The following is a 23,110-nucleotide window of genomic DNA, read 5'->3' as shown; positions in this document are numbered from 1 at the left end:
CGACCGAAATGACGTTGAAATCATTCAGTTTTCAGAGGTTGCGCCAAGGCTGGTGTTGTAGGGTGGGCAAAGCGAAGCGTGCCCACCATCCCTATGCCAATCGAAACGATCGATGGGCGGCGCGATGCGCCTTTGCCCACCCTACGATTGCGGAGCTGGCGGCGCCGACTTTGCCCCGATCTCCGCGACGATCCGCCCCGTGGTCACCTGCTCGCCTTCGGCGACGTCGATTGCGGCGATGACGCCGTCGATGCCGGCTTTGTGGACGTGCTCCATCTTCATCGCTTCCAGCGTCAGCACCGGCTGGCCGGCGGTGACGCGATCGCCCGGCTTGACCAGGACGGCGACGACGCGGCCGTTCATGGCGGCGCGCACCTTGCCATCGCCGCCGTTGGCCGTGGCGGCCTTCGGCGCGGCGAGGGTCAGGTCAGTCACCGCGAGCGGGATACCGCGGTGCTGGAGATAGAGCCGATCGCCGTCGCGCAGAAACTTTGCGCTGTCCATCACGCCATCATGGCGGAAGCGGATGGCGTCGGCATCGAGCTGGTCGATCTCAAATCTGTCCTGCCTGCCATCGATGGCGACGGCGTAGCTGCCGTCGCGTTCGCGGGTGACTTCGAGCTCATGCGCGTGGCCTGCGATCTCGACTTTCGCAGGCAAAGGAAACGTCGCCGCGAGGCTCCGGCCCGTCCGCCACGAAGGCGCGCGCGGATTGGTGACGTAGAGCAGCAGGCCAGCCAGCGCCGTATCGAATGCAGCGTCCATAGGGGGCGCCAACAGTTCGTCGCGGTGTGCGCCGATGAAGGCCGTCGTCGCCTCGCCCCCGGCAAAGCCGGAATGACGCAGACACGACAGCAGGAAGGACTGGTTGGTGGTCACGCCGAAAGCGGTGAGCTGCTCCAGGCCGACGATCAGCCGCCCCCTCGCCTCCTCGCGCGTGGCGCCATGGCTGATCACCTTGGCGATCATGGAATCGTAGAACGGCGGGATCTCCGAACCCGATTGCAGCGCGTGCTCGACACGGATGCTTTCAGGCACATGCCAGCGCGCCATGCGGCCCGATTGCGGCATGAAGTCGTGCTCGGCATCTTCCGAGCAGAGCCGCACCTCGATGGCGTGGCCTGAGAACTTGATGTCCTGCTGCTTCACCGGCAGCGCCTCGCCGCGTGCGACGCGCAGCTGCAGCTCGACGAGATCGAGCCCGGTGATCGCCTCGGTCACGGGATGCTCCACCTGGAGCCGCGTGTTCATCTCCATGAAGTAGAACTCGCCGCTCGCATCGAGCAGGAATTCCAGCGTACCGGCGCCCTCGTAGCGCAGCGCCTTGACGGCAGCGACGGCGACCTCGCCCATCCTGGCGCGTAGCTCGGACGTCACGGCCGGCGACGGCGCCTCCTCGATCAGCTTCTGGTGCCGCCGCTGCACCGAGCAATCGCGCTCGCCGAGATGGATGGCATTGCCGTGGCCGTCGCCGAACACCTGAATCTCGATGTGGCGCGGGTTCTGGATGGCGCGTTCGAGGATCACGGTGGGGTCACCGAACGCCGCCTTGGCCTCCGACCTCGCGCTGCGCAGCGCATCCGTGAAGGATGCAGCGTCCGTCACCAGCCGCATGCCACGTCCGCCGCCGCCGGCGACGGCCTTGATCATCACGGGGAAGCCGATCTTCCTGGCCTCGGCCAGCATGACTTCGTCGCCCTGATCGGCGCCCTGATAGCCGGGCACGACGGGAACGCCGGCCTTTTTCATGATCTCCTTGGCGCCGGCCTTGTTGCCCATCGCCTCGATCGCCTGCGGCGACGGGCCGATGAAGACGAGGCCGGCATCTTTGCAGGCTTGCGCGAAGTCTTCGTTCTCGGCGAGGAAGCCGTAGCCGGGATGAACGGCGTCCGCGCCGCTTGCCTTGGCGGCGGCGACGATCGCGGGGATGTTGAGATAGGATTGCGCCGGCAAGGCTTCGCCGATGCGCACGGCCTGATCGGCTTGCTTGACGTGGATAGCGTCGCGATCGGCATCCGAATAGACCGCGACGACGCCGAGGCCGAGCTGTCGCGCACTGCGCATCACGCGGAGCGCGATCTCGCCGCGATTGGCGACCAAAACCTTGAAGAATGGCCGGTGCTGCACTGATCCGTTCCTCATGGGCGGGCCACCGAAAACTGCATGCGCTGGGGCGTGCGCGCATCGCCCTCGCGGCAGATCGCGAGCACTTCGGATAGCACCGCGCGGGTGTCGCGCGGATCGATCACGCCGTCGTCGAGCACGCGCGCACTGGTCGAGAACACGTCCATCTGGCCGTCGAACACGCCGATGATCTGTGCCTTCATGGCATCGAGCTTGTCTTTCTCGATCGGCTTGCCGCGCCGCGCGGCGGCGGCCTCGGTCACGATCGCCATGGTTTCAGCCGCCTGCTCGCCGCCCATGACCGCGGTCTTGGCGTTGGGCCAGGAGAAGCAGAAGCGCGGATGAAAGCCGCGGCCGCACATGCCGTAATTGCCGGCCCCGAAGGAGGCGCCGCAATAGATGGTGATCTGAGGCACGGTGGCCGACGTCACCGCCTGGATCATCTTCGAGCCGTGCTTGATCATGCCGGCTTCTTCGTAGGCTTTGCCGACCATGTAACCTGTGGTGTTGTTGAGATAGAGCAGCGGCGTGCGGGTCTGGCAGCAGGCCTGAATGAAATGCGTCGCCTTGTTGGCGCCGGCGGGATCGAGCGGGCCGTTATTGGTGATGATACCGATCGCCTGCCCCTCGATGCGGGCATGACCGCAGACGGTGGCGGGCCCATAGTTCGGCGCCATCTCGGTGAAATCGGAATCGTCGACGATGCGCGCGATCACTTGGCGCATGTCCACGGTGCGCTTGTGGTCCATCGGCATGATGCCGAGCAGCTCGTCCTGGTCGTAGCGCGGCGGCTCGAATCGCGGAGCCGCCTTGCCTGGACGTTCCCATTCCATTGCCGCCATGATCTCGCGCGCGATGCGAAGCGCATCGCGATCGTCTTCGGCGAGGTAGTCGCCGAGTCCGGACACTTGCGTGTGCATCTCGGCGCCGCCGAGCTCTTCCTCGGTCGCGATCTCGCCGGTCGCGGCCTTCAGCAGCGGCGGCCCCGCAAGGAAAGCACGCGTGCGGCCGCGCACCATGACGATGTAGTCCGACAGGCCGGTCTGATAGGCGCCGCCGGCGGTCGAAGAGCCATGCGTGACGGTGACGACGGGCAGGCCTGCCGCCGAGAGCCGCGCGAGATTGCGAAAGATGTTGCCGCCGCGGACAAAGTCCTCGACGCGGTAGCGCAGCAGATTGGCGCCGGCGCTTTCGACGAGCTGGACATAAGGCAGCTTGTTCTCGAGCGCGAGCTCCTGCACCCGCAGCGTCTTGTCGAGACCGTAAGGCTGCAGCGCACCGGCATCGATGCCGGCGTCGTTGGCGCTGACCATGCAACGGATACCCGAGACGAAACCGATGCCAGCGATGACGCCGCCGCCGGGCACGCTCTTGGCGGCATCGGGCACGTCGAACATGTAACCGGCGAGCGTGGACAGCTCGATGAAAGGCGCGCCGGGATCGAGCACCAGGGCGACGCGCTCGCGCGGCAGCAGCTGCCCGCGCTTGTGGAAACGGTCCTTGGCCGCCGCCGACGCCGCACGCGTGCGCTCTTCCAGCGCGCGCATGCGGTCGATCAGGCCGAGCATGCCGTCACGGTTGGCCTGGTAGGCGGCGCTGCCGGGGGAGATGGTGTTTTCGATGACAGACATAACTCTATCCTATCCGTCATTGCGAGGAGCCCGCGACAAAATTGCGAAGCCATCTTGCGCAGGCGACGAAGCAATCCAGACTGCATCCGTGGAGAGATTCTGGATTGCTTCGCTTCGTCGCAATGACGGGTGTGGTTGCGCTCAGCGATTCGTCCCAAAGATCTTCCTTGCCTCGGCGGGGCTCGCGATCTCGCGGCCGGCGCGGCGGGCACAGGCGGCGATGGCCTCGATCAGCTGGCCGTTCGATGTCACCTTCTTGCCGTCGGCGAGATAGAAGGCGTCTTCGAGACCGGTGCGCAAATGACCGCCGAGCTCGGCGCAGCGCTGGTGCAGCGGCCAGATCTCCTCGCGGCCGATGGCGGTGACCTGGAAATGCGCCTCGGGACGCTTCAGCTTGATCAGGATCGGGAGCAACTCCGGATCCGACGGCATTCCCGAAGCGACGCCCATCACAAAATTATATTCGAGCGGCCCCTTGTACATGCCGACCTGGCGGTACATGCCGACGCAGCGGACGATGCCGACGTCGAAACACTCGAACTCGGGGATGGTGCCAACCTCGTTCATGACGTCGAGATAGTCCTTCACCTTCTCGACCGCGTTGTCGAACATCATCGGCGGCCAGGCCCAGGTATTGTCGGCCTTCACCTTCAGGTAATTCAGCGAGCCGGCGTTGCAGGCGGCGATCTCGGGCTTGGTCTCCCGGATACAATCGAGCGCGCCTGAGTAGTTCGGACCCGAGACGCCCGAGGTATGATTGATGATCACGCCGGGACAGGCTTCGCGAATCGCCTGCTGGATCTCCCGGCTGACATTCACCTCCCAGGACGGCAGGTGCCCCTTGTTCGGCGCCTGCTGGCGCAGATGAATGTGCATGATGGACGCGCCGGCATCGAACGCAGCCTTGGCCTCCCGCGCCATCTCTTCGGGCGTCACGGGCACGTTGTGCTGCTTCGGGTCGGTGAGCACGCCGTTCAGCGCGCAGGTGATGACGGCCTTGTCGCTCATGCCAAAAATGTCTCGCACGTTGAGAATTCAACGATTGCGATCATGTGATGGGTGGCATGCGGCTTCTTGCGCGGAGAAGCTGAAGAAAACAACGAATTGTAGGGTGGGTTAGCCGAAGGCGTAACCACCAACTTCCCTCACCGCGGATGTAGAAGCGGTGGATTACGCCTTTGGCTAATCCACCCTACGAAAGCTACGAAGCCTCCGCGAGCCGCACCGTCTCGGTGCTGCGGTAGATCGCAAGGTCGCGTGAGCCGACGAAGATCGCGCGCGGTTTCAATCCGTAGAAGCGGCGGATCGAGTGGCTGAAATGCGTGGAATCGGGATAGCCGATGTCCTGCGCGAGATGGGCGAGGTTGAGGTCCTGGTTGGCGAAGTGCAGCAAATGGCGCGCACGCTTCCAGGCGCGGAAGGAGCGGAAGGAGATGCCGGTCTCTTCCTTGAACAGATGCAGGAACCGCGACGCCGAGAGCCCTGCTTCCGCCGCGCAGGTGTCGGCCGTCACCGGTTCGCCGGAGAAACGCCCGATGCGGGCGACGGCGCGGGTCACTCGCGGATCGAGCTCGCGGCGCGGCAGCGCCTCGCCAAAGCACATCTCGTCGAATTCAGCGGTGGTGATGTCGCCATAGCGGCGCTGACGCAGCAACGCGTAGGCGGCCAGGATCTTGCGGGCATAGGCGGCCTTGTCCGGACCGCGCAGCCGCTCGGCCAGGACTTCGATCATGCCATCCGGCATGCTTTCCGGCTCCAGCGTCACGCTGATGACGCTGCGATAGTCACTGGCGATGGTGTGCCGCTGGTTCGGCAGGGTCACGATCAGCTCGTCCGACGTGTGGACGTCATCGATCGTCAGGTGCAGGCTGCCCTTCACCGCGACATAGACATGGCAGCACCCGGGGGTCCGCTTGCGAGGGCGGCCGAGCAGGCCGGCATAAAACACCCGCTCCGGCGTGATCAGCATCAGATGGTCGGATTCGCGACCTTTATCTTCCATGGGGATCCTCCTCGCGCGGCTCTCAGGCCGCTGCGGACGGGGGTCACCTTAGCGGAAATTTGGGCGCTGTCACGACGGGATAGCGCTGTCATGAAAACAAGCGCTGTCATTCCGGGAGCGGTCTGCAGGACCGCCCCGGAACCTCGAGACTTCTCGGGGCGCAACGGCGCGCCAGAGTTCGATGCTTTGCATCACCCCGGAATGACGGCCCCCGTTACGCCCTCACGCGCGACGCAACATTCTGCTCGACGCCGGCCTTTTGCTCCGCAGCAACCGCACGCTTGAAGCCGTCGCGCTGCTGCAATCGCGCCCAATAGGCTGCGACATTTGGCCCGAAATCCTTCGCCAGCCCGGTGGTTCCGGCAAGCCGGAGCGCGTAACCGATCACGATATCGGCCGCGGTGAAGCGGCCCGCGCACAATGTATCGGCATTTGCCGTCGCTGCCTCAACGGCGCGCAGCCGCCCCAGGAACCACTTCGCATAGTCGCCCACGACCTTGTTGTCCCGCTGATCCGGCTCGTGCTGGCTGTAGCGGAGCACCAGCGTTTGCGGGAAGGTTAACGTGGCGTCGCTGAAATACATCCAGTTCAGAAAGGCGCCATAAGCGAGGTCCTCGGGGCCGACCATCAAAGGCGTCGGACCATATTTGACGCCGAGATAGTGGCAGATGCCGGAGGACTCCGTCATCTTCGTCTCGCCGTCGACCATGAAGGGAATCGTGCCGAGCGGATTGAGTGCGAGATATTCCTTGGCGAAAACCCGCGGCGGGAACGGCAACATCTTCAGTTCATAGGGCAGCCCCATCTCCTCCAGCATCCAGAGCGGACGGAACGAGCGCGCAGCCTCGCAATGATAGAGCGTGATCATGATGCATTCCCTTTGCTACCCGGCAGCGTGCCCATCATCTTGCACAGGACCATCAGCATGACCTCGTCGGCGCCGCCACCGATTGAGGTCAGGCGGCTGTCGCGATAAGCGCGGCTGACCGGCGTCTCGTTGGTAAAGCCCATTCCGCCCCAATATTGCAAGCAGGCGTCGGTGAGCTCGCGGCCGAGCCGGCCGGCCTTCAGCTTGGCCATGGTCGCGAGCCTCGTCACGTCCTCGCCGGCGACCAGCTGCTCGGCGGCGCGATAGATCAGCGCGCGCAACAGTTCGACCTCGGTCTGCATCTCCGCCAGCTTGAAATGCACGACCTGGTTGTCGAGGATGCTCTGGCCGAAAGCCTTGCGGTTGCGGGTGTATTCGATGGTCTGGTCGATGATGTATTCATGCGCCTTCAGGCAGGCCGCCGCGCCCCAGAGCCGCTCCTCCTGGAACTGGATCATCTGGTAGGTAAAGCCCTTGCCCTCCTCGCCGATCCGGTTGCGCTTGGGCACACGGACATTGTCGAAGAAGATCTGCGCGGTGTCCGAGGAGCGCATGCCCATCTTGTCGAGCTTGCGGGCCACGGTGACGCCCTCGCTCTTCATGGGCACGCAGATCAGCGACTTGTTGCGGTGAACGGGACCCTCACCGGTGTTGGCGAGCAGGCAAATCCAGTCGGCCTGGGTGCCGTTGGTGATCCACATCTTGCCGCCGTTGATGACGTAGTCGTCGCCGTCGGAGCGCGCCTGCGTCTTGATCGAGGCCACGTCGGAGCCTGCGCCCGGCTCGGAGACGCCGATGCAGGCGACGAAATCACCCGAGATCGAGGGCGCCAGAAATTCGCGCCGCACCTCGTCCGCGCCGAACCGCGCCAGCGCCGGTGTCGCCATGTCGGTCTGCACCCCGATCGCCATCGGCACGCCGCCGCAGGTGATGGCGCCCAGCTCCTCCGCCATCATCAGCGCATAGGAATAATCGAGGCCCGAGCCGCCGAACTCGACCGGCTTGTTCAGGCCGAGGAAGCCGAGGCTGCCCATCTTCTTGAACAGCTCGTGCGCCGGGAAGATGTCGGCCTTCTCCCATTCGTCGACATGGGTGTTGATCTCGTTCGCGATGAATTTTTGCAGGGAGCGGCGGATGTCGTCGTGGTCGGCGGTGAACAGCATTCTCTCAGCCTCGTCATTCCGGGACGCGCCTCTTGGCGCGGGCCCGGAATCCATAACCCCGGCTTGTGGTTATGGATTCCGGGCTCGCTCCGCTTCGCTCGCGCCCCGGAATGACGCGAGGAGAGAGCATTCACAATCCCATCTGCCGGCTGGCGAGATCCTTCATGATCTCCTCGGTGCCGCCGCCGATGGCATTGACCTTGACCTCGCGATAGATGCGTTCGGCCTTGATGCCGCGCATGAAGCCGGCGCCGCCGAAGATCTGCACGGCTTCCGAGGCGCAGAACGCCATGGTCTGCGTCGCCTGGTTCTTCATCATGCAGATCTCCGCGACGGGGCTTTCGCCCTGCTCGAGCCGCCAGGCCAGCAGCTCCAGCATCGCCTGGGATGCGGCGACCTTCTGCGCCATGTCGACGATCTTGTGACGGATCACCTGGTGCTGCGCGAGCGGCTTGCCGAAGGTCTTGCGTTCCCTGGCATAGGCGACCGCCTCGTCGAGGCAGACCCGGGCGAAGGCGGTGCAGCTTGCCGCCATGCCCATGCGCTCGCTGTTGAAGTTCTGCATGATGATCTTGAAGCCCTGCCCCTCCTCGCCGATCAGGTTTATGGCCGGCACGCGACACTCGTCGAAATGCAGCGTCGCGGTGTCGGAGGCCCACCAGCCCATCTTCTTCAGCTTGGTGCGCGACAGGCCGGGGGTATCCCCCTCGATCAAGAGCAGGCTGACGCCGCCGGCACCTTCGCCGCCGGTACGCACCGCAACGGTCAGATAGTCGGCGCGCATCCCTGAGGTGATGAAGGTCTTCTCACCGCTCACGACGTAGTGATCGCCATCGCGCCGCGCCCGCGTGCTGAGGTTCGCGACGTCGGAGCCCCCGCCCGGTTCGGTGATCGCGAGCGCCGAGATCTTCTCGCCGCACAGTACCTGCGGCAGCACCCGCGCCTTCACCTCGCGACGGGCCGCGCGCGCGATCGGCGGCGAGCCGATGGTGTGGCTCATCAGGCTGGCGCTGACGCCACCCGCGCCGGCCCGCGCCAGCTCCTGGCTGGCCACGATCTTCATGAACTGATCGGCGGAGACCCCGCCATATTCCTCGGGAAATCCCAGCCCCAACAGGCCGATCTCGGCCGCCTTGCGATAGAGCGTGCGCGGGAATTCGCCGGCCTCGTCCCACTCATGGGCGAACGGGGTGATCTCCTTCTCGACGAAGCGGCGCATCACGTCGCGGAAGGCGTCGTGCTCGGCGGTATAGAACGGGCTCTTCATCGCAGTCTCGCCTCGCGGCCGGATTCGTCTCAGCCACCATGGCCGGAACATTGCTGGTTCACTTGCGCGGAGTGGCTGACCGGTGCGGACGCTTCGCGCAAGGCAGTTACCTAGCAACTCAACGCAAGACGATTTTCCCCGCTCGCAGGCCAACTCTGGCGCAAAAAACGTTGCTGCACAGACTCCGGCTGGCCCCAGGGCCACGCCGGGCATGGTGCGCCGAGGGAGGAATCTTTGGCCGTTCGTTACTACGACTGGATCGTCCATCATGGCCGCCGCACGCCTGACAAGGTCGCGGTGATCGACCTCGCGAGCGAGCGCCGCTTTACCTACGCGCAGCTTGATGCCCGCGTCTCGCGCCTCGCCTCGTTCCTGCGGCACACGCTCAAAGTCTTGCGCGGCGACCGCGTCGCGGTGCTGGCGCTGAATACGACCGATACGCTGGAGGTTCAGTTCGCCTGCGGCCGCCTTGGCGCGATCTTCGTGCCGCTGAACACCCGCCTTACCGTTCCCGAGCTTCAATTCATCACCGCCGATTGCGCGCCGAAGGTGATGATCCATGACACCGATCTCGCCGAGACCGCGCTTGCCGTCGCAAAGCTCTGCGGCGTCGCGACGAGCCTGCTGCTCGGCCCCGGCGGGTCCTATGAGGCCGGCATCGCCGCCGCAAGGCCACTCGATCGCGCCGAGGAAGTTACGCTCGATGATTTCTCGACCATCATGTACACGTCAGGCACGACAGGGCATCCGAAGGGCGCGACCATCACCCATGGCATGACGTTCTGGAATTGCGTCAATCTGGGTGGCCCCGCCTGCAACGGGCCATCCTCGGTGCTGCTGACCGTGCTGCCGCTGTTCCACACCGGCGGGCTCAACTGCTACACCAATCCCGTGCTGCACGCCGGCGGCACCGTGATGATCATGCGCGCCTTCGATCCCGGCACCGCGCTCGGCCTGATCAACGATCCCGGGCAGGGCATCAACGTGTTCTTCGGCGTGCCCGCGATCTACCAGTTCATGGCGCAGCATCCGGCTTTCGCGACGACTGACCTTAGCCGCCTCATCGTCGGCGGCGTCGGGGGCGCGCCGATGCCGGTGCCGCTGCTCAAGGTGTGGGAAGCGCGCGGCGTCGCGCTTCAGCAGGGCTACGGCATGACCGAGACCTCGCCGGCGGTGCTCGTGCTCGACCGTGAGGATGCGGCGCGGAAAGCCGGCTCCGCCGGCAAGCCGGTGCTGCACACCGAGGTGCGCATCGTCCGCCCCGACGGCAGCGATGCCGATGTCGGCGAACTCGGCGAGCTCTGGGTCAAGGGCCCCAACATCACGCCGGGCTATTGGAACAGGCCGGAGGCGAACAAGACCTCCTTCACCGACGGTTGGCTGCACACGGGCGATGCGACCCGCGTCGACGAGGACGGCTTCTACTACATCGTCGATCGCTGGAAGGACATGTACATCTCCGGCGGCGAGAACGTCTATCCGGCCGAGGTCGAGAACGTGCTGCATCAACTCGATGCCATCGCCGAAGCCGCCGTGATCGGCATCCCGGATCCGCAATGGGGCGAGGTGGGCCTTGCCATCGTCGCGGTCAAGCACGGCCACAAGCTGACGGACGCCGATGTCTTTGCACATTGCGCAGCCAATCTGGCGCGCTTCAAATGCCCGCGCCAAATCCGCTTCATCGACGCGCTCCCGCGAAACGCGACCGGCAAGATCCACAAGCCGACATTGCGCAAGGAATTCTCGGTGGCCTCCGAGGTCGACAAGGAAGCCGCCAACGCCTGATCAAAGCGCCCCTTGAGTGGCGCTTTTCTTTTTGAAGTGCCTGCCCCATCCCACGAGAAACCCCAAGGAATTTCCATGAAGAACAAGAAGCTCGTCCTGCTCGCCGCGGCAACGGCCCTGACATTGCTCTCGGTTCAAGGCGCCTCCGCGCAGAAAAAATACGACACCGGCGCCAGCGATACCGAGATCAGGATCGGCAATGTCGAGGCCTATTCCGGTCCCGCCTCAGCCTACGGCATCATCGGCAAAACCGAGGAAGCCTATTTCAAGATGATCAACGATCAGGGCGGCATCAACGGCCGCAAGATCAACTGGATCTCCTATGACGACGGCTACTCGCCGCCCAAGACCGTGGAGCAGGTCCGCAAGCTGATCGAGAGCGACGAGGTGTTCCTGGTCTTCAACGCGCTGGGCACGCCGACCCAGACCGCCGTGCAGAAATATCACAATTCCAAGAAGGTGCCGCAGCTCTTCCTCGCCACCGGCGCCAGCAAATGGAACGACCCCAAAGGCTTTCCCTGGACCATGGGCTTCCAGCCCAGCTACCGGGTCGAGGCGCGGATCTTCGCCAAGTACATCTTGCAGGCCAAGCCCGACGCCAAGGTCGCGATCTTCTATGCCAATGACGATTTCGGCAAGGACTACGTCGCCGGCATCAAGGAGATCTTCGGCGACAAGGCGTCCTCGCTGATCGTGGCGGAGGAGAGCTACGAGACCACCGAGCCGTCGATCGATTCCCACATCGTCAAGCTGAAGGGCACCGGCGCCAACGTCTTCGTCAACATCTCGACACCGAAATTCGCAGCCCAAGCGATCAAGAAAATCGCCGAGCTCGAGTGGAAGCCGATGCATGTCATGACCGACGTGTCGATCTCGATCGGCGCGGTGATGAAGCCCGCCGGGCTCGATGCTTCGGAAGGCGTGCTGTCGGCGACCTATCTGAAGGACGCGTCCGATCCGCAATGGAAGGACGACGAAGGCATGAAGAAGTTTCTCGCCTTCATCGACAAATACATGCCGGGCGCCAATGTCTCCGACACCAACCTCGTCTACGGCTATGCCGCCGCGCAGACGCTGGTTCAAACCTTGAAGCAATGTGGCGACGACCTGACACGGGACAACGTGATGAAGCAGGCCGCCAGCCTGAAGGACTTTACGCCCGATACGCTGATCCCCGGCATCAAGATCAACACCGGCGCCAACGACTTCGCGCCGATCGAGCAGCTCAAGATGATCCGTTTCAAGGCCGGCCAGTGGGAACTGTTCGGTGACATCATCAGCGCGGAAACCGGAGGCTAGCGCCACCCCGCAATATGCGATTGGCGGCGCTCATCGCCGCCAATCGCTTTGCAGCGAGCCAACACGCCCTCAAGGGGTCGCGACGGCCGATTGTGAATGTCTCGCATGGGGCGGTTCGCATTCTTGTTCCAACGCGATGGATGCGACCGACAGGCCCAGATATCGCGCATCGTCGCGGCCCCTGAACGCGGGGCATATCCATGCAAGCGTCGCCACGCCCGATCGTGGCAGATCGATATCCAGCGTGTAGCTGTCACGGCCGATCGTGATCGCTGCCGGATCGACGCGTCTGCCGTCGAGATAGAAATAGGTCCCGATGCGCTCGAGCGGCGCACGGAGCGCGGGACTTCGGATGTAGACCCTGTTGTGGCCGGGGTGCCCCTTGATGCGAACCGCCGCCTGCGGCTCGCTCCAGCGGAAGGTGTACCCGGCCGACGCCTCCACCGCGTGGAAACCGGCTTGGGCAAGAACATGCTCGTCGGGGAGGCCGGCGACGGACCTGTGGTCCCATCCACCGCGATGAATGCAATCGAGTCTCTGGAGCCGGATCAGCGAGGCGATGTATCGCCTCATCCATCGCGCGATTGCGTCACTCGATCCAGCGAATGTCAAAACAGTCAGTACGCCACGCGCCCAGGCTGCCTCCAGCCGAGCGGAGCTGCGCGCGGGTAAATCGCCGAGAATCGCAGGCGCCGACCATCGGCAGAAGAAACGTAACTTCTCACCGGGCCGCGTCCAGCCCCGCCCCGAAAGGCTGTAGCGCACCAGCGCGTTCAATGCATGGCGGGCGAGCAAAGGATCGCGATCACTCCGCTTGCTCCATTCGAAGGGAACTTCGAGCAGCTCGCTGCCGGGATCGCGGCGTGCCTCGCCGAGATAGCGGATCTCGCCCTGAACGAAATCGAGCGTGAACGTCTTCAGCTCGCCGATCTCGCCGACGTAATAGTGATGGAAGCGCGCCTCTTCCAGATAACCAATGGCATAGCCTTTTGCGTGATATGTCGCAGCCAGCACCCATTCAGCGAAATGGCCGAGCTCCTCTCGCAGGCCTCCGCATTCCCAATAGGCGTCACGCCGCGTCACGAAGCACTGATCGAGCACTTTACGCCAGGGATGCTGCTTCATGCCGAAGTCGATGTCGGCCTGGTACATCGCAGCCTCTGCCACGGACAATCGATTGTGGCAGATCGGGACCGAATGGCAGGAAAAGCCGGCCCAGTCGGGATGAGCCTCGATGGCGCGGATGCACAGCTCGATCACGCCCGGCTCGGGCCAGCAATGCGACTCCGTGAAGAACAGATGGCTACCGCGGGCTTTGGTTGCGCCGAACGCGCACAGCCCGATGTCGTGTTCGGAGTCTGTGAACTCGAGACGGGCCTCGTCACCAGCCAGCGCCTTCAGCTCCTCGCGCGCCTTAAAATCGGGCGGCACGACCAGGATGATTTCGTAGAGGGATTTGTCCGCGGTCTGCGATGTCCAGCCCAGCCAGGACTGCTCCCATTGCCCGCGGTGATATTCGAGCGGGATGATGATGGAGAACAGCGGAGATCCGCCGCCGTGTCGTCCGGGCCCGTCCTGCATGGTCTATCCTTATAGACACATGCCAGGGCGGTGCAGGACTATTTCTTGCGGACTATAGCGTCAAAAACAGCGCGAACGACTCCTCTACCGTGCGTCGCAGATGCTTTCGATACAAGGCATGGTTGGCATCGTCGGACCCAACCCGTCCCAAGGAGGGCTTCTGCAGGTTTTTCAGCGGCACGTAGGCGATCGGCGCCGCGATCGGCGTCAGCTGCGAGCCAGGGCCTGCGCGGAGCGTCGAGATGATGCCGTACATCTCGCCGGCGACCGTCGGCCGCGACACCGTGATCACGCGATGCTGGCCATGCTTGATGATGACGAGGTAGATGAAGCCGGATTGATGGGGAACGGCGACCTCGCCGGTATGCTCGTAGGCGGCATCGGTTCGATCACCCTCGCGGAAGACCAGCGAAGAGATTTTCGGCTCCCAGACGATCTCGGTGCGATAGGCGAAGATCGCATCCTTGTCGCCGAACGACGGCCGCAGAGTGATGTAGACGTCCTCAAGCCAGCTCACCGCACGGTGCGCATAGGAGCCGAGGCTGTCGGGCGCGACATCGTTTGCGGCCGGCGACGTCACCATGACGACGCTTTTGCGCAAGGAGACGCCCAACGCCTGCTCCAGCCGGACCGTCGTCGCCAACGTGAACGGCCTGCGGCCGCCTAGCACCTTCTCCAGCGTCGACAGGCTGAGCTTGGCCTGCTCGGCCAGCGCCTGCCGGGAGATCCGGCGTCGGGCGAGCTCCTCGCGAATGGTCTCGGCAATCTCGCGGCTCTGCTCGTCCGAAAGCTGCTTATCGTTGGATTTATCCTGCATCTGCATCGCTAACCCTGCTCCAGCACCGCCATCCTAGCAGGGCGGACAAATCAGCACAAAACCGCACATGACCGCCCAGCGGCGGCGTGCCCGGGCCGGCCGCGGCGGAACATTACCGATCATTCTGCTCGCGAAATCGGCCCTCCCGGCAAATCCTCAGAGCCAGCAAACGTCCTTTCGGGAGCAGGCCAAATGGACACCTACGACGCGGCTGACAACGACGAGCACCCCATGTTGAACCGGCTGATCAAGCTCGGATTGCTTCTTCTCGCGCAGGGCATCGCGGTGATGCTGATGGCCTTCGTGGCCCTGCTCGTCAGCTTCGGGACGAGTTGGTCGGCAACGACCGAGCAGGCCGGCCTGCTCCAGCCCGGCGATGCACGGTCCGGTACGCTGCTTCTGAAGGACGACGGCGCCACCACGGAAGCGATCCGCCTCGGCATCGACGTCGACATCACGGTATCGGGCCCAACGCTGCGCGCGCGGGTCACCCAAATCTTCCGCAACCCGACCAAGGACTGGGTCGAGGCAACCTATGTCTATCCGCTCCCGAGCGGCGGCGCCGTCGATACGCTGAAGATGGTGGTAGGCGACCGCGTCATCGTCGGAGACATCAAGGAGCGGCAGCAGGCCCGCGTGATCTACGAAGAGGCACGCCGCGCCGGTCAGAAGGCCGCGCTCACCGAGCAGGAACGGCCGAACATCTTCACCAACTCGGTTGCCAATATCGGTCCCGGCGAAACCGTGCTCGTGCAGATCGAATATCAGGAGCCCGTGCATCAATCAGGCAACGAATATTCGCTCCGCCTGCCACTGGTGGTCGGACCGCGCTACAATCCTGCGCCCATCGTCCAGAGCGTCGACTTCCGCAACGACGGCTCGGGCTGGGACGCGACCACGTCGGACCCGGTACCGGACCGCGACCGTATCTCACCGCCTGTGCTGGATCCCGCCAAGAATGCACCGGTCAATCCGACCACCATCACGGTGCGCCTGAAGGCCGGCTTCGCGCTTGGCGCGGTCAGGAGTCACCACCACAACGTCAAGATCGAGAGCCCGGACAAGACGGCACGCATCATCACGCTCGCCGATGGCGCTGTTCCCGCCGACCGCGACTTCGAGCTGACCTGGAAGCCCGCCGCCGAGAAGGTGCCGACGGTCGGCCTGTTCCGCGAACATATCGGCGATGCCGATTACCTGCTCGCCTTCATCACCCCGCCCAGCGTCGAGCAGTCGACACAAAAGCCACTGCCGCGTGAGGTCGTGTTCGTGATCGACAATTCGGGGTCGATGGGCGGCACGTCGATTGTTCAGGCCAAGGCGAGTCTCACTTACGCGCTCTCCCGGCTCCAGCCGACCGACCGTTTCAACGTCATCCGCTTTGACGATACCATGGACGTGCTGTTTCCGGCTTCCGTGCCGGCAGACACTGCGCATGTCGGCGAGGCGACCTCGTTCGTGAGCGCGTTGCAGGCGCGCGGCGGCACCGAGATGGTGCCGGCGATGCGCGCCGCCCTGGCCGACAAGCTCGGCGACACCGGCATGGTTCGCCAGGTCGTCTTCCTGACCGACGGTGCAATCGGCAACGAACAGCAATTGTTCGAAACGATCACGGCAATGCGCGGCCGCTCGCGCGTCTTCATGGTCGGCATCGGGTCGGCGCCCAACACCTATCTGATGACGCGCGCCGCCGAGCTCGGTCGTGGGGCCTTCACCCATATCGGGTCCGTCGAGCAGGTGGAGGAGCGCATGCGCGGCTTGTTCGCCAAGCTCGAAAATCCAGCCGTGACCGGCCTCATCGCGAAATTCTCTGAAGCCAAGGCCGACATCACCCCGGCGATCATCCCGGACGTCTATCGCGACGAGCCGCTGGTGCTTGCGGCAAAGCTCGACAAGCTCGCGGGCTCGCTCGAGATCAGGGGGCGCGTCGGCGACCGCCCATGGTCGGTGACGCTGCCGCTGCAAAATGCCGCCGAAGGCAACGGCCTGTCGAAACTCTGGGCCAAGCGCAAGATCGGTGACGCCGAGGTGGCGCGCGCCATGCGGGAACTCGCGCCCGAGCAGGCCGACAAGGCGATCCTGGCGCTGGCGCTCGACCATCAGATCGTCACGCGTCTGACCAGCCTCGTCGCCGTCGACAAGACGCCGAGCCGCCCCGAAGGCGCACCGCTCAAGCTCAGCGAATTGCCGATCAACCTGCCCGCGGGCTGGGATTTCGAGAAAGTGTTTGGCGAACGGTCGCCGATCCCGGCGCAATTGCGTGAACGCCATGCCGATGCGCGCACCTCACCAGCCGCGCGGCGTCCGACACCTGCGGCGCCTGATGCGATCCGTCTGCCCAAGACGGCAACCTCAGCCGAGCTGAAAATGATCGCAGGTCTGATCCTGATCGTGCTCGCCCTGATCCTGTTCGTGTTCAACCGGCGTCGACCCTTGCTCACCGACGCCGCTTTGAGAGAGGAGTCCCCCGAACTCCTCTGTTAGCGCGCGCGGCTGCCCGTCCCACACCAACGGCCGCGCGCGCCTTTTTCTTCCCGTCATTGCGAGCGCAGCGAAGCAATCCAGGCTGCCTCAACGGAAAGACTCTGGATTGCTTCGCTCGCAATGACGCGTGTAGAGACAATGCCCCGCCTCTTATCCCCGCTGGTTCTGGCACTGATCGGCCTCATCCTGTTCGGCGACGGCGCCTATGTCCATGCCAAGGCCTGGCTCGCGCAGGTGCTGCTGGAGCGCGCCTTCGACAGAAGCTTGGCAACGGGCGAGGTGATCAAGCCGTGGTCATGGGCCGACACCTGGCCGGTCGCGCGGATCGAGGTGAAGCGGATCGGCGCCAGCGCGATCGTGCTGGAAAGCGCGAGCGGGCAGGCGCTGGCCTTTGGACCCGGTCACATCCACCAAACGGTTGATGCCGGCGAGCGCGGTGTTGCAGTATATGCCGGCCATCGCGACACACATTTCCGTTTCTTGCGGAATGTTGCCGTTGGTGACGCGATCGATGTCACACGCCGTGACGGCAAACACTTTCGCTATCGCGCGGATTCATCCGCCGTGGTCCGCTTCGATGCATCGGGCATCGATCCCGCGGCGCAGGATGTCGAACTCGTGCTCACGACCTGCTGGCCGTTCGACGCCGTCACGTCCGGCCCGGAGCGATACGTCCTGCATGCCACCCTGATCGAAACAGGTGAATAGCGGTTCGCAATCAGCCCATCCCGGATTGATCGAAGCCTCTGAAACCGCGCCGGACAGGCCGCGCCATCGCGTTTGACGGGACCGTGAACTGGCGCTGCAGGCGGGAGACCTATAGAATGGCCCATTGATTTTTGTACGTTGTGATTTGTGAAAGAACGATGGATGGACGACGAGTTCAGGCAGCGCCTCGAACAACGATTGGAGCAGCTCGAAAATCGCCTCGCGCTGCTGGAAAGGAATCAGGATCTCATCGCCGCCGGACAAAGGCGATCCTCGCTGCGGAGCCTCTGGCGGCGCCCGCCGATGTGGACCTTCGAGCAATATCCGCCGCGCCTGCTCAATTTGAGGGCTTTCCCGCCGGCCCCCTCCACCCACGAGAACGCACCGCGGATCGCGATCGTCACGCCGAGCTACAACCAGGCCGAGTATCTTGGCGCCACGATCGAGAGCATCGTCGGCCAGAACTATCCGAACCTGCATTATCACGTGCAGGACGGCGCCTCGATCGACGGTACGGTCGATCTCCTGAAGAGCCGCGGTGGGAGCTTCAGCTGGAAGAGCGAACCTGACGGCGGGCAATCGAACGCCATCAATCTCGGCTTTGCCGGCATCGACAGCGAGATCATGGCCTATCTCAACAGCGACGACATGCTGCTGCCGGGGACGCTGGCCTATGTCGCCAACTACTTCACGTCGCATCCGCATGTCGACATCGTGTATGGCCATCGCGTCTTCGTCGACCGGGAGGGGCTCGAGGTCGGCCGTGCCGTTCTGCCGCCCCATGACGGGCACGCACTGCAATTTGCCGACTATATCCCGCAGGAGACGATGTTCTGGCGCAGGCGCGTGTGGGACAGGATCGGGCCGATCGACGAAAGCTTTCATTACGCGATGGATTGGGACTTCATCCTGCGAGCGCAGGCCGCGGAGTTCAAGTTCGTCCGCCTGCCGCGATTTCTCGCCTGCTTCCGAATCCATGACGCCCAGAAGACGGCATCAACCTATGCAATCGGCGTCCGGGAGATGGGCATCTTGCGGCGCCGCGTTCTCGGCTTCGATCCGACTCAGATGCAGATCCGTCGTGCCATCGCTCCCTATCTCGCGAGGCAGGTCATCTTTCACTACGCCCACAAGCTGAGGCTGCTGCGGTACTAGGCGTGCGGCGATCAGCGGTCTCGTGACGCATGGACATCGTCATCGAGCCATACCCGCTCAAGGCCGATGCCGAGGGGACGCGCATCGGAGCTCAATCCCAGATCAGCGGGCGAGCGTGGATCGGATAGCGCCAGGCTAATGGTCAGCATCCCGTCGGCGGCAACCGCGGCGGGATCGAGCATCAACCTGCGCAAGCCCGCGAACGCCCCTCTCGAAAACGTCAATTCCTGCTGCGCGCCGTTACCGAAGCGGCAAACCGCACGCAGTTGCGGATTTCCGTCAGCCACGAAGGCCCGGCACGCCAGAACGAGCTCGACCGGCCGTGACGGAATGGGGCGAACCTCGAAGCGGAGCACGCAATTCCTGGCGACGGACCAGGTGCCCCATTGCTCCGGCTCGCTCCATCCCTCGGCCAACGCGGCGACGCCCGCCCCGCCACGTCCGAACTCGAGCTCCTCTCCGCCGAGGACCGGCGCAGACACGGCAGCGTCCAGAGCGGCTGGATCGAACGGCGCCTGGTCCGGCACGAACTGCGCGATCACGCGCACTGCATCCGCGATCGAATTGAGCCCGAGCGCAGAACCATCCAGCTCATAGAGCACGCGGTTCTGTCCGATGACGGAAACACCCTCTCTAGGTGGCGGCCGATCCGCGAGACGAGCGGGAATGATAATGTCGGCGAGGTCGAATCCGTGCGTGCGGGCGAGCTCGCCGATAGTCTGCACGGTCCGGTCATACAAAGCGGGACGGTTGTTGATATCGGTCGCGAGGGCTTGTGCCAGCGCCTTGAAGTCGAGCCGCACGTGATCGTCATCCGGCAGCAGCAATCGTTTCAGGACGAGCATGTCCTTGGCGATGAAAAGCTGGAGGGCGTTGAGATCAGGGAGCCGGGGGTCATCGTCAATGGGTCCGAAATCGCGCGCTCCTCGCGACGTTTCGAGCAGATCGGTGGTCTCGAAGAACAGCGCGTGACCGGTGCTGTGCTGCGAGAATCCGGCCATGCTCAGCGGCCGCGACAGCCGGACGAAACTGTCGGTCAGCGCAGCATTGGCGATACCGGATGCCACGTCGGGCGATAGGCCGATGAAGTAGCGGCCACCGACCGCACGCATCCGGTCGATGACGCTGGGCGGACGAACGAATTGTAAATCATCGGCAGGTTCGCATAGTGCGCCTGGAAGCCGAAGATGCGCGCCAATTCGTCCCGCGACGAGACGCGCTTTGCCGACGAGGTCAGGTCGATCTCGGCGAGCAGCCGATTGCGGAAAGCCGGATGGTAGTAGTCCGGCCAGTAATAGCTGTAGGCGCGCCAGCTCAGGAGATCGATCTTTCGGCCGCAGAGCAGATCCGACGCCGTGGCACATGCATAGGGCATCAACCCGTCGTCATCGCCGAGGAAGGCGATGTACTCGCCAGAGGCATGGCCGAGCGCTGCCTCCCAATTGTCGGTCATGGTCAGGACGGTTTCGCTGGCAAAATGCTTGAAGCGCTCGTCCTGGAGGTCTGCGACCATCTTCGCGATCTCGGGATTGCCGCCATTGTTCTGAACCACGAACTCGCAGTCCGCGTGCGCAGGCTGGCACGCCATGGTCGCGAGCGCATGGCGAAGCGTGTCGGGACGATCGAGAGTCGGCACCACGATGGACAGAAGCGGCATGATCACCGTTTGAGAGAATGAGCGTCACGGTTCCTAGCACCTTGCCGGATCGTTCGCACTTTCGCCAAAAGTCTCGTGATGCTAGCCTTATCGTCAGGCCCTGTCGTCAAGACTTGCCCATTCCGTCTCGCGGCATGGAATCCGCCAGGATCAGTCCCTGAAGCCGGCGCAACAGCGCGTTGCAACAAGAACAAGAAGTGAGGGAAGCGCATGGAAGCTCAAGTGCCTGCCGCATCGGTTTCGCAACGTCCATGGTCTCCGACGCCCGATGCCAGCGATATCGTCAAGGGCATCCACGCCATGCTGCACCCGCTCAACATCGTGCTGGTGGGCGCGACCGACAAGCCCGGCAATTATGCCGAACGCATCTGGAATAATCTGATCAAGTACGGTTACGAGGGCGGCCTCTATCCGGTCAATGCCAAGCGTGAAGCCATATGGGGCGTCCCCTGCTACAAGGACTTTGCGAGCCTCCCGGAGAAGCCCGATCACGTTCTGGTGCTGGTGCCGGCGCGCTTTGCCGTCCAGGTGATCCGCGATGCCGCTGCGGCCGGTGCGCGCTCGGCCACCATCGTCACTTCGGGCTTCAGCGAGCTGCAGGATGAGGAAAGCCAGAGGCTCGCCGCCGAGTTACAGGCCGCCATACGCGAGACCGGGCTTGCCGTCACCGGCCCGAATTGCCTCGGCAACTTAAGCGCCGGCGAAAAGCTCTTCACCAACATCGACGACCGCATCGTCACCATGGAGCAAGGCGCGGTGGCAATCGCCGGACAGTCCGGCGCCATCGTCATGGCGATCCGCCAGGCGCTGGAAGATCGGGGTGTCGGTGTCGGCTACATGGTGACGACCGGAAACGAGGCCGGACTCGAGACGCCAGACCTGATGCGCTATTTCGCCGAGGACCCGAGCATCAAGGTGATCGTGGTTTATCTCGAAGGCGTGCGCAACACCAAGGCGTTTCGCGATGCCTGCAAAGCGGCGCGCGCCGCGAGCAAACCCGTGATCGCATTCAAGCTCGGCGCGTCCGAGGGCGGTCGCGCGGCGGCGATGGCGCATACCGGCGCGCTCGCGGGCTCGATCGAGACGTTCGACGCCATCGCGACGCGCGAAGGCGTGATCCGCGTAGGCGGCCTCGACGAACTGATCGAAACCACTGAATGCTTCGTGCACGCGGCCGTGCCCAAGGGCGATCGGCTCGCCGCCGTCACGCTGTCCGGCGGCAAGCGCGGCATGCTGCTTGACGCCTTCTACAAGGAAGGCCTGAACTTCGCGCCGCTCAGCCCGCATGTGAAGTCGGAGCTGGCCATAATGCTCGGACCGGGCTCGATCGTCGGCAATCCGCTCGACGCCGGCTTTGCCGCCGTGGTCGATCCCTCCGTCTACATGAAGTCGATCAAGCTGATGATCGACGATCCCGATATCGACATCGTTATCATCGACGCCGAGCTGCCCAAGGCGCCGCATGAGCTGCGCGAGCGCAATTTGCGCATCGTCAACGAGATGGCGAGCAAGGCCGCAAAGCCGGTGATCTATATCAGCGCGATGTCGATCGGCTTCACCGAATTCACCAAGACCTTGCGCAAATCGCTGCCGCATCTCGCGGTCATGCAGGGCATGGACCGGGCGGTGACCGCGATCAGGTCGCTGCTCGACTATGCGAAGCTGCGGAAAGAAGTGCCCGACGTCGTCGCGAGCTCGAAACCTGCCGCGCGCGCCGTGCTGGAGAAAGCGCTGAAATCGGCAAGTGGCGCCGCGCTCGACGAGGTCGCCTCGAAGAAGCTTCTGAAGGCCTATGGCATTCCGGTCTCGAAGGAGGCGATCGCACAGACCGCGGCGGAAGCCGCCAAGATCGCCAGGCAGATCGGCTTTCCGGTCGTGGCAAAGCTCGTCAGCGCCGAGATCCTGCACAAATCCGATATCGGCGGCGTGGTGCTGAACCTCAACAGTGCCGCCGAGGTGAAGAAGGCGTTCGGCGACATCACGGCACGGGTGGCGAAGCTGAAAGGCAAGCCGAAGCTCGATGGCATCCTGATCGCGCAACAGGTCAAGGCCGAGCTCGAGCTCGTGGTCGGCGCCTCGCTCGATGCCGAGATGGGCCCGGTCGTGCTGTTCGGCACCGGCGGCATCGACATCGAACTGATGAAGGACGTCGCGCTCGCCGGCGCGCCGCTGGACGAGGCCGAGGCCCGGCTCTTGATCGGCCGCACCAAGGCCGGGATCAAGCTGCGCGGCTATCGCGGCAAGCCGGCCTTGCACGAGGCCTCCGCGGTGAAAGCGCTGGTCGGCCTGTCCAATTTGATCGCGGATGCCGGCGACCGGATCGCCTCGATCGACATCAATCCGTTCCTGATCAACACCAGGACGGGCGTAGCCGTCGATGCCCTGATCGTGCTGAACAACACCGCGGCAAAACGCGCCGCGGCTCATTGAGGCCGTAGGGTGGATTAGCGCCAGCGTAATCCACCAACTTGCACGGCTAGTGAGGCGAAAACGGCGGGTTACGCTTCGCTAACCCGCCCTACGTACCATTATGGCCTCCTTCCAACTTCCCTGCTTTGGCCGTAAAACC

Annotated in this window: 17 protein-coding genes; 6 read left to right on the top strand and 11 right to left on the bottom strand. The window is 64.0% G+C overall.

The annotated features are described in order from the left end of the window. Window positions 1–141: 141 nt before the first annotated feature. The 7 genes from IVB26_RS01680 to IVB26_RS01650 form a co-directional block, all read right to left on the bottom strand. Complete coding sequence (locus IVB26_RS01680; RefSeq protein ID WP_247970332.1) at window positions 142–2,142, bottom strand: acetyl-CoA carboxylase biotin carboxylase subunit; 2,001 nt, start codon at window positions 2,140–2,142, stop codon at window positions 142–144. Beyond that, complete coding sequence (locus IVB26_RS01675; RefSeq protein ID WP_247970331.1) at window positions 2,139–3,755, bottom strand: acyl-CoA carboxylase subunit beta; 1,617 nt, start codon at window positions 3,753–3,755, stop codon at window positions 2,139–2,141. The genes IVB26_RS01680 and IVB26_RS01675 overlap by 4 nt, the downstream gene beginning before the upstream one ends. Before the next feature lie 141 nt (window positions 3,756–3,896). Continuing rightward, on the bottom strand, window positions 3,897–4,763 hold the full coding sequence (locus tag IVB26_RS01670) for a beta-keto acid cleavage family enzyme (protein ID WP_247970330.1): 867 nt from the start codon (window positions 4,761–4,763) through the stop codon (window positions 3,897–3,899). A gap of 193 nt (window positions 4,764–4,956) precedes the next feature. Next, a complete protein-coding gene (locus tag IVB26_RS01665; protein ID WP_247970329.1) occupies window positions 4,957–5,757 on the bottom strand; it encodes an AraC family transcriptional regulator in 801 nt (266 codons plus the stop codon). Window positions 5,758–5,971: 214 nt separating this feature from the next. Then, window positions 5,972–6,625 (bottom strand): glutathione S-transferase family protein, encoded by a 654-nt coding sequence (locus tag IVB26_RS01660; RefSeq protein ID WP_247970328.1) that lies wholly within the window; start codon window positions 6,623–6,625, stop codon window positions 5,972–5,974. Beyond that, window positions 6,622–7,788 (bottom strand): acyl-CoA dehydrogenase family protein, encoded by a 1,167-nt coding sequence (locus IVB26_RS01655; protein WP_247970327.1) that lies wholly within the window; start codon window positions 7,786–7,788, stop codon window positions 6,622–6,624. Before IVB26_RS01655 ends, IVB26_RS01660 begins: the two co-directional genes overlap by 4 nt. 130 nt (window positions 7,789–7,918) lie before the next feature. Next, window positions 7,919–9,055: an acyl-CoA dehydrogenase family protein gene (locus IVB26_RS01650; RefSeq protein ID WP_247970326.1), complete on the bottom strand. Its 1,137-nt coding sequence runs from the start codon at window positions 9,053–9,055 to the stop codon at window positions 7,919–7,921. A gap of 234 nt (window positions 9,056–9,289) precedes the next feature. Here IVB26_RS01650 and IVB26_RS01645 point away from each other — a divergent pair, with 234 nt between their 5' ends. Together IVB26_RS01645 and IVB26_RS01640 are read left to right on the top strand one after the other, a co-directional pair. Next, complete coding sequence (locus tag IVB26_RS01645; protein ID WP_247970325.1) at window positions 9,290–10,840, top strand: acyl-CoA synthetase; 1,551 nt, start codon at window positions 9,290–9,292, stop codon at window positions 10,838–10,840. Between the two features lie 75 nt (window positions 10,841–10,915). Beyond that, entirely contained in the window at window positions 10,916–12,139 is a 1,224-nt protein-coding gene (locus tag IVB26_RS01640; RefSeq protein ID WP_247970324.1) for an ABC transporter substrate-binding protein, read from the top strand. Between the two features lie 69 nt (window positions 12,140–12,208). On the opposite strand, the gene IVB26_RS01635 is transcribed toward IVB26_RS01640, so the two are convergent. Together IVB26_RS01635 and IVB26_RS01630 are read right to left on the bottom strand one after the other, a co-directional pair. Next, window positions 12,209–13,720 (bottom strand): glycosyltransferase family 2 protein, encoded by a 1,512-nt coding sequence (locus tag IVB26_RS01635; protein WP_247970323.1) that lies wholly within the window; start codon window positions 13,718–13,720, stop codon window positions 12,209–12,211. 52 nt (window positions 13,721–13,772) lie between these two features. Beyond that, window positions 13,773–14,543, bottom strand: a complete 771-nt coding sequence (locus IVB26_RS01630) for a helix-turn-helix transcriptional regulator (protein ID WP_247970322.1) — start codon at window positions 14,541–14,543, stop codon at window positions 13,773–13,775. Window positions 14,544–14,729: 186 nt separating this feature from the next. On the opposite strand from IVB26_RS01630, the gene IVB26_RS01625 reads away from it, so the two are divergent. The 3 genes from IVB26_RS01625 to IVB26_RS01615 all read left to right on the top strand — a co-directional run bounded on the left by IVB26_RS01625 (window position 14,730) and on the right by IVB26_RS01615 (window position 18,884). Beyond that, complete coding sequence (locus tag IVB26_RS01625) at window positions 14,730–17,021, top strand: marine proteobacterial sortase target protein (protein ID WP_247970321.1); 2,292 nt, start codon at window positions 14,730–14,732, stop codon at window positions 17,019–17,021. A gap of 138 nt (window positions 17,022–17,159) precedes the next feature. After that, window positions 17,160–17,729 carry a class GN sortase gene (locus IVB26_RS01620; protein ID WP_247970320.1) on the top strand — a complete coding sequence of 190 codons (570 nt, stop codon included), beginning with the start codon at window positions 17,160–17,162 and terminating at the stop codon, window positions 17,727–17,729. Window positions 17,730–17,891: 162 nt separating this feature from the next. Further along, on the top strand, window positions 17,892–18,884 hold the full coding sequence (locus IVB26_RS01615; RefSeq protein WP_247970319.1) for a glycosyltransferase family 2 protein: 993 nt from the start codon (window positions 17,892–17,894) through the stop codon (window positions 18,882–18,884). 11 nt (window positions 18,885–18,895) lie between these two features. On the opposite strand, the gene IVB26_RS01610 is transcribed toward IVB26_RS01615, so the two are convergent. Both IVB26_RS01610 and IVB26_RS01605 read right to left on the bottom strand, forming a co-directional pair. Beyond that, window positions 18,896–19,996: a DUF7024 domain-containing protein gene (locus IVB26_RS01610; RefSeq protein ID WP_247970318.1), complete on the bottom strand. Its 1,101-nt coding sequence runs from the start codon at window positions 19,994–19,996 to the stop codon at window positions 18,896–18,898. Continuing rightward, window positions 19,921–20,541 carry a glycosyltransferase family 2 protein gene (locus IVB26_RS01605; RefSeq protein ID WP_247970317.1) on the bottom strand — a complete coding sequence of 207 codons (621 nt, stop codon included), beginning with the start codon at window positions 20,539–20,541 and terminating at the stop codon, window positions 19,921–19,923. Before IVB26_RS01605 ends, IVB26_RS01610 begins: the two co-directional genes overlap by 76 nt. A 210-nt stretch (window positions 20,542–20,751) precedes the next feature. Between IVB26_RS01605 and IVB26_RS01600 the strand changes: the two genes are divergently transcribed. Then, on the top strand, window positions 20,752–22,971 hold the full coding sequence (locus IVB26_RS01600) for an acetate--CoA ligase family protein (protein ID WP_247970316.1): 2,220 nt from the start codon (window positions 20,752–20,754) through the stop codon (window positions 22,969–22,971). The last annotated feature ends 139 nt before the right edge of the window (window positions 22,972–23,110 follow it).

This window comes from Bradyrhizobium sp. 195, from assembly GCF_023101665.1.
In the GTDB taxonomy this organism is placed as follows: domain Bacteria; phylum Pseudomonadota; class Alphaproteobacteria; order Rhizobiales; family Xanthobacteraceae; genus Bradyrhizobium.
Note: the sequence above shows the minus strand (reverse complement) of the source record. Positions and strands in the feature narration are given on the sequence as shown.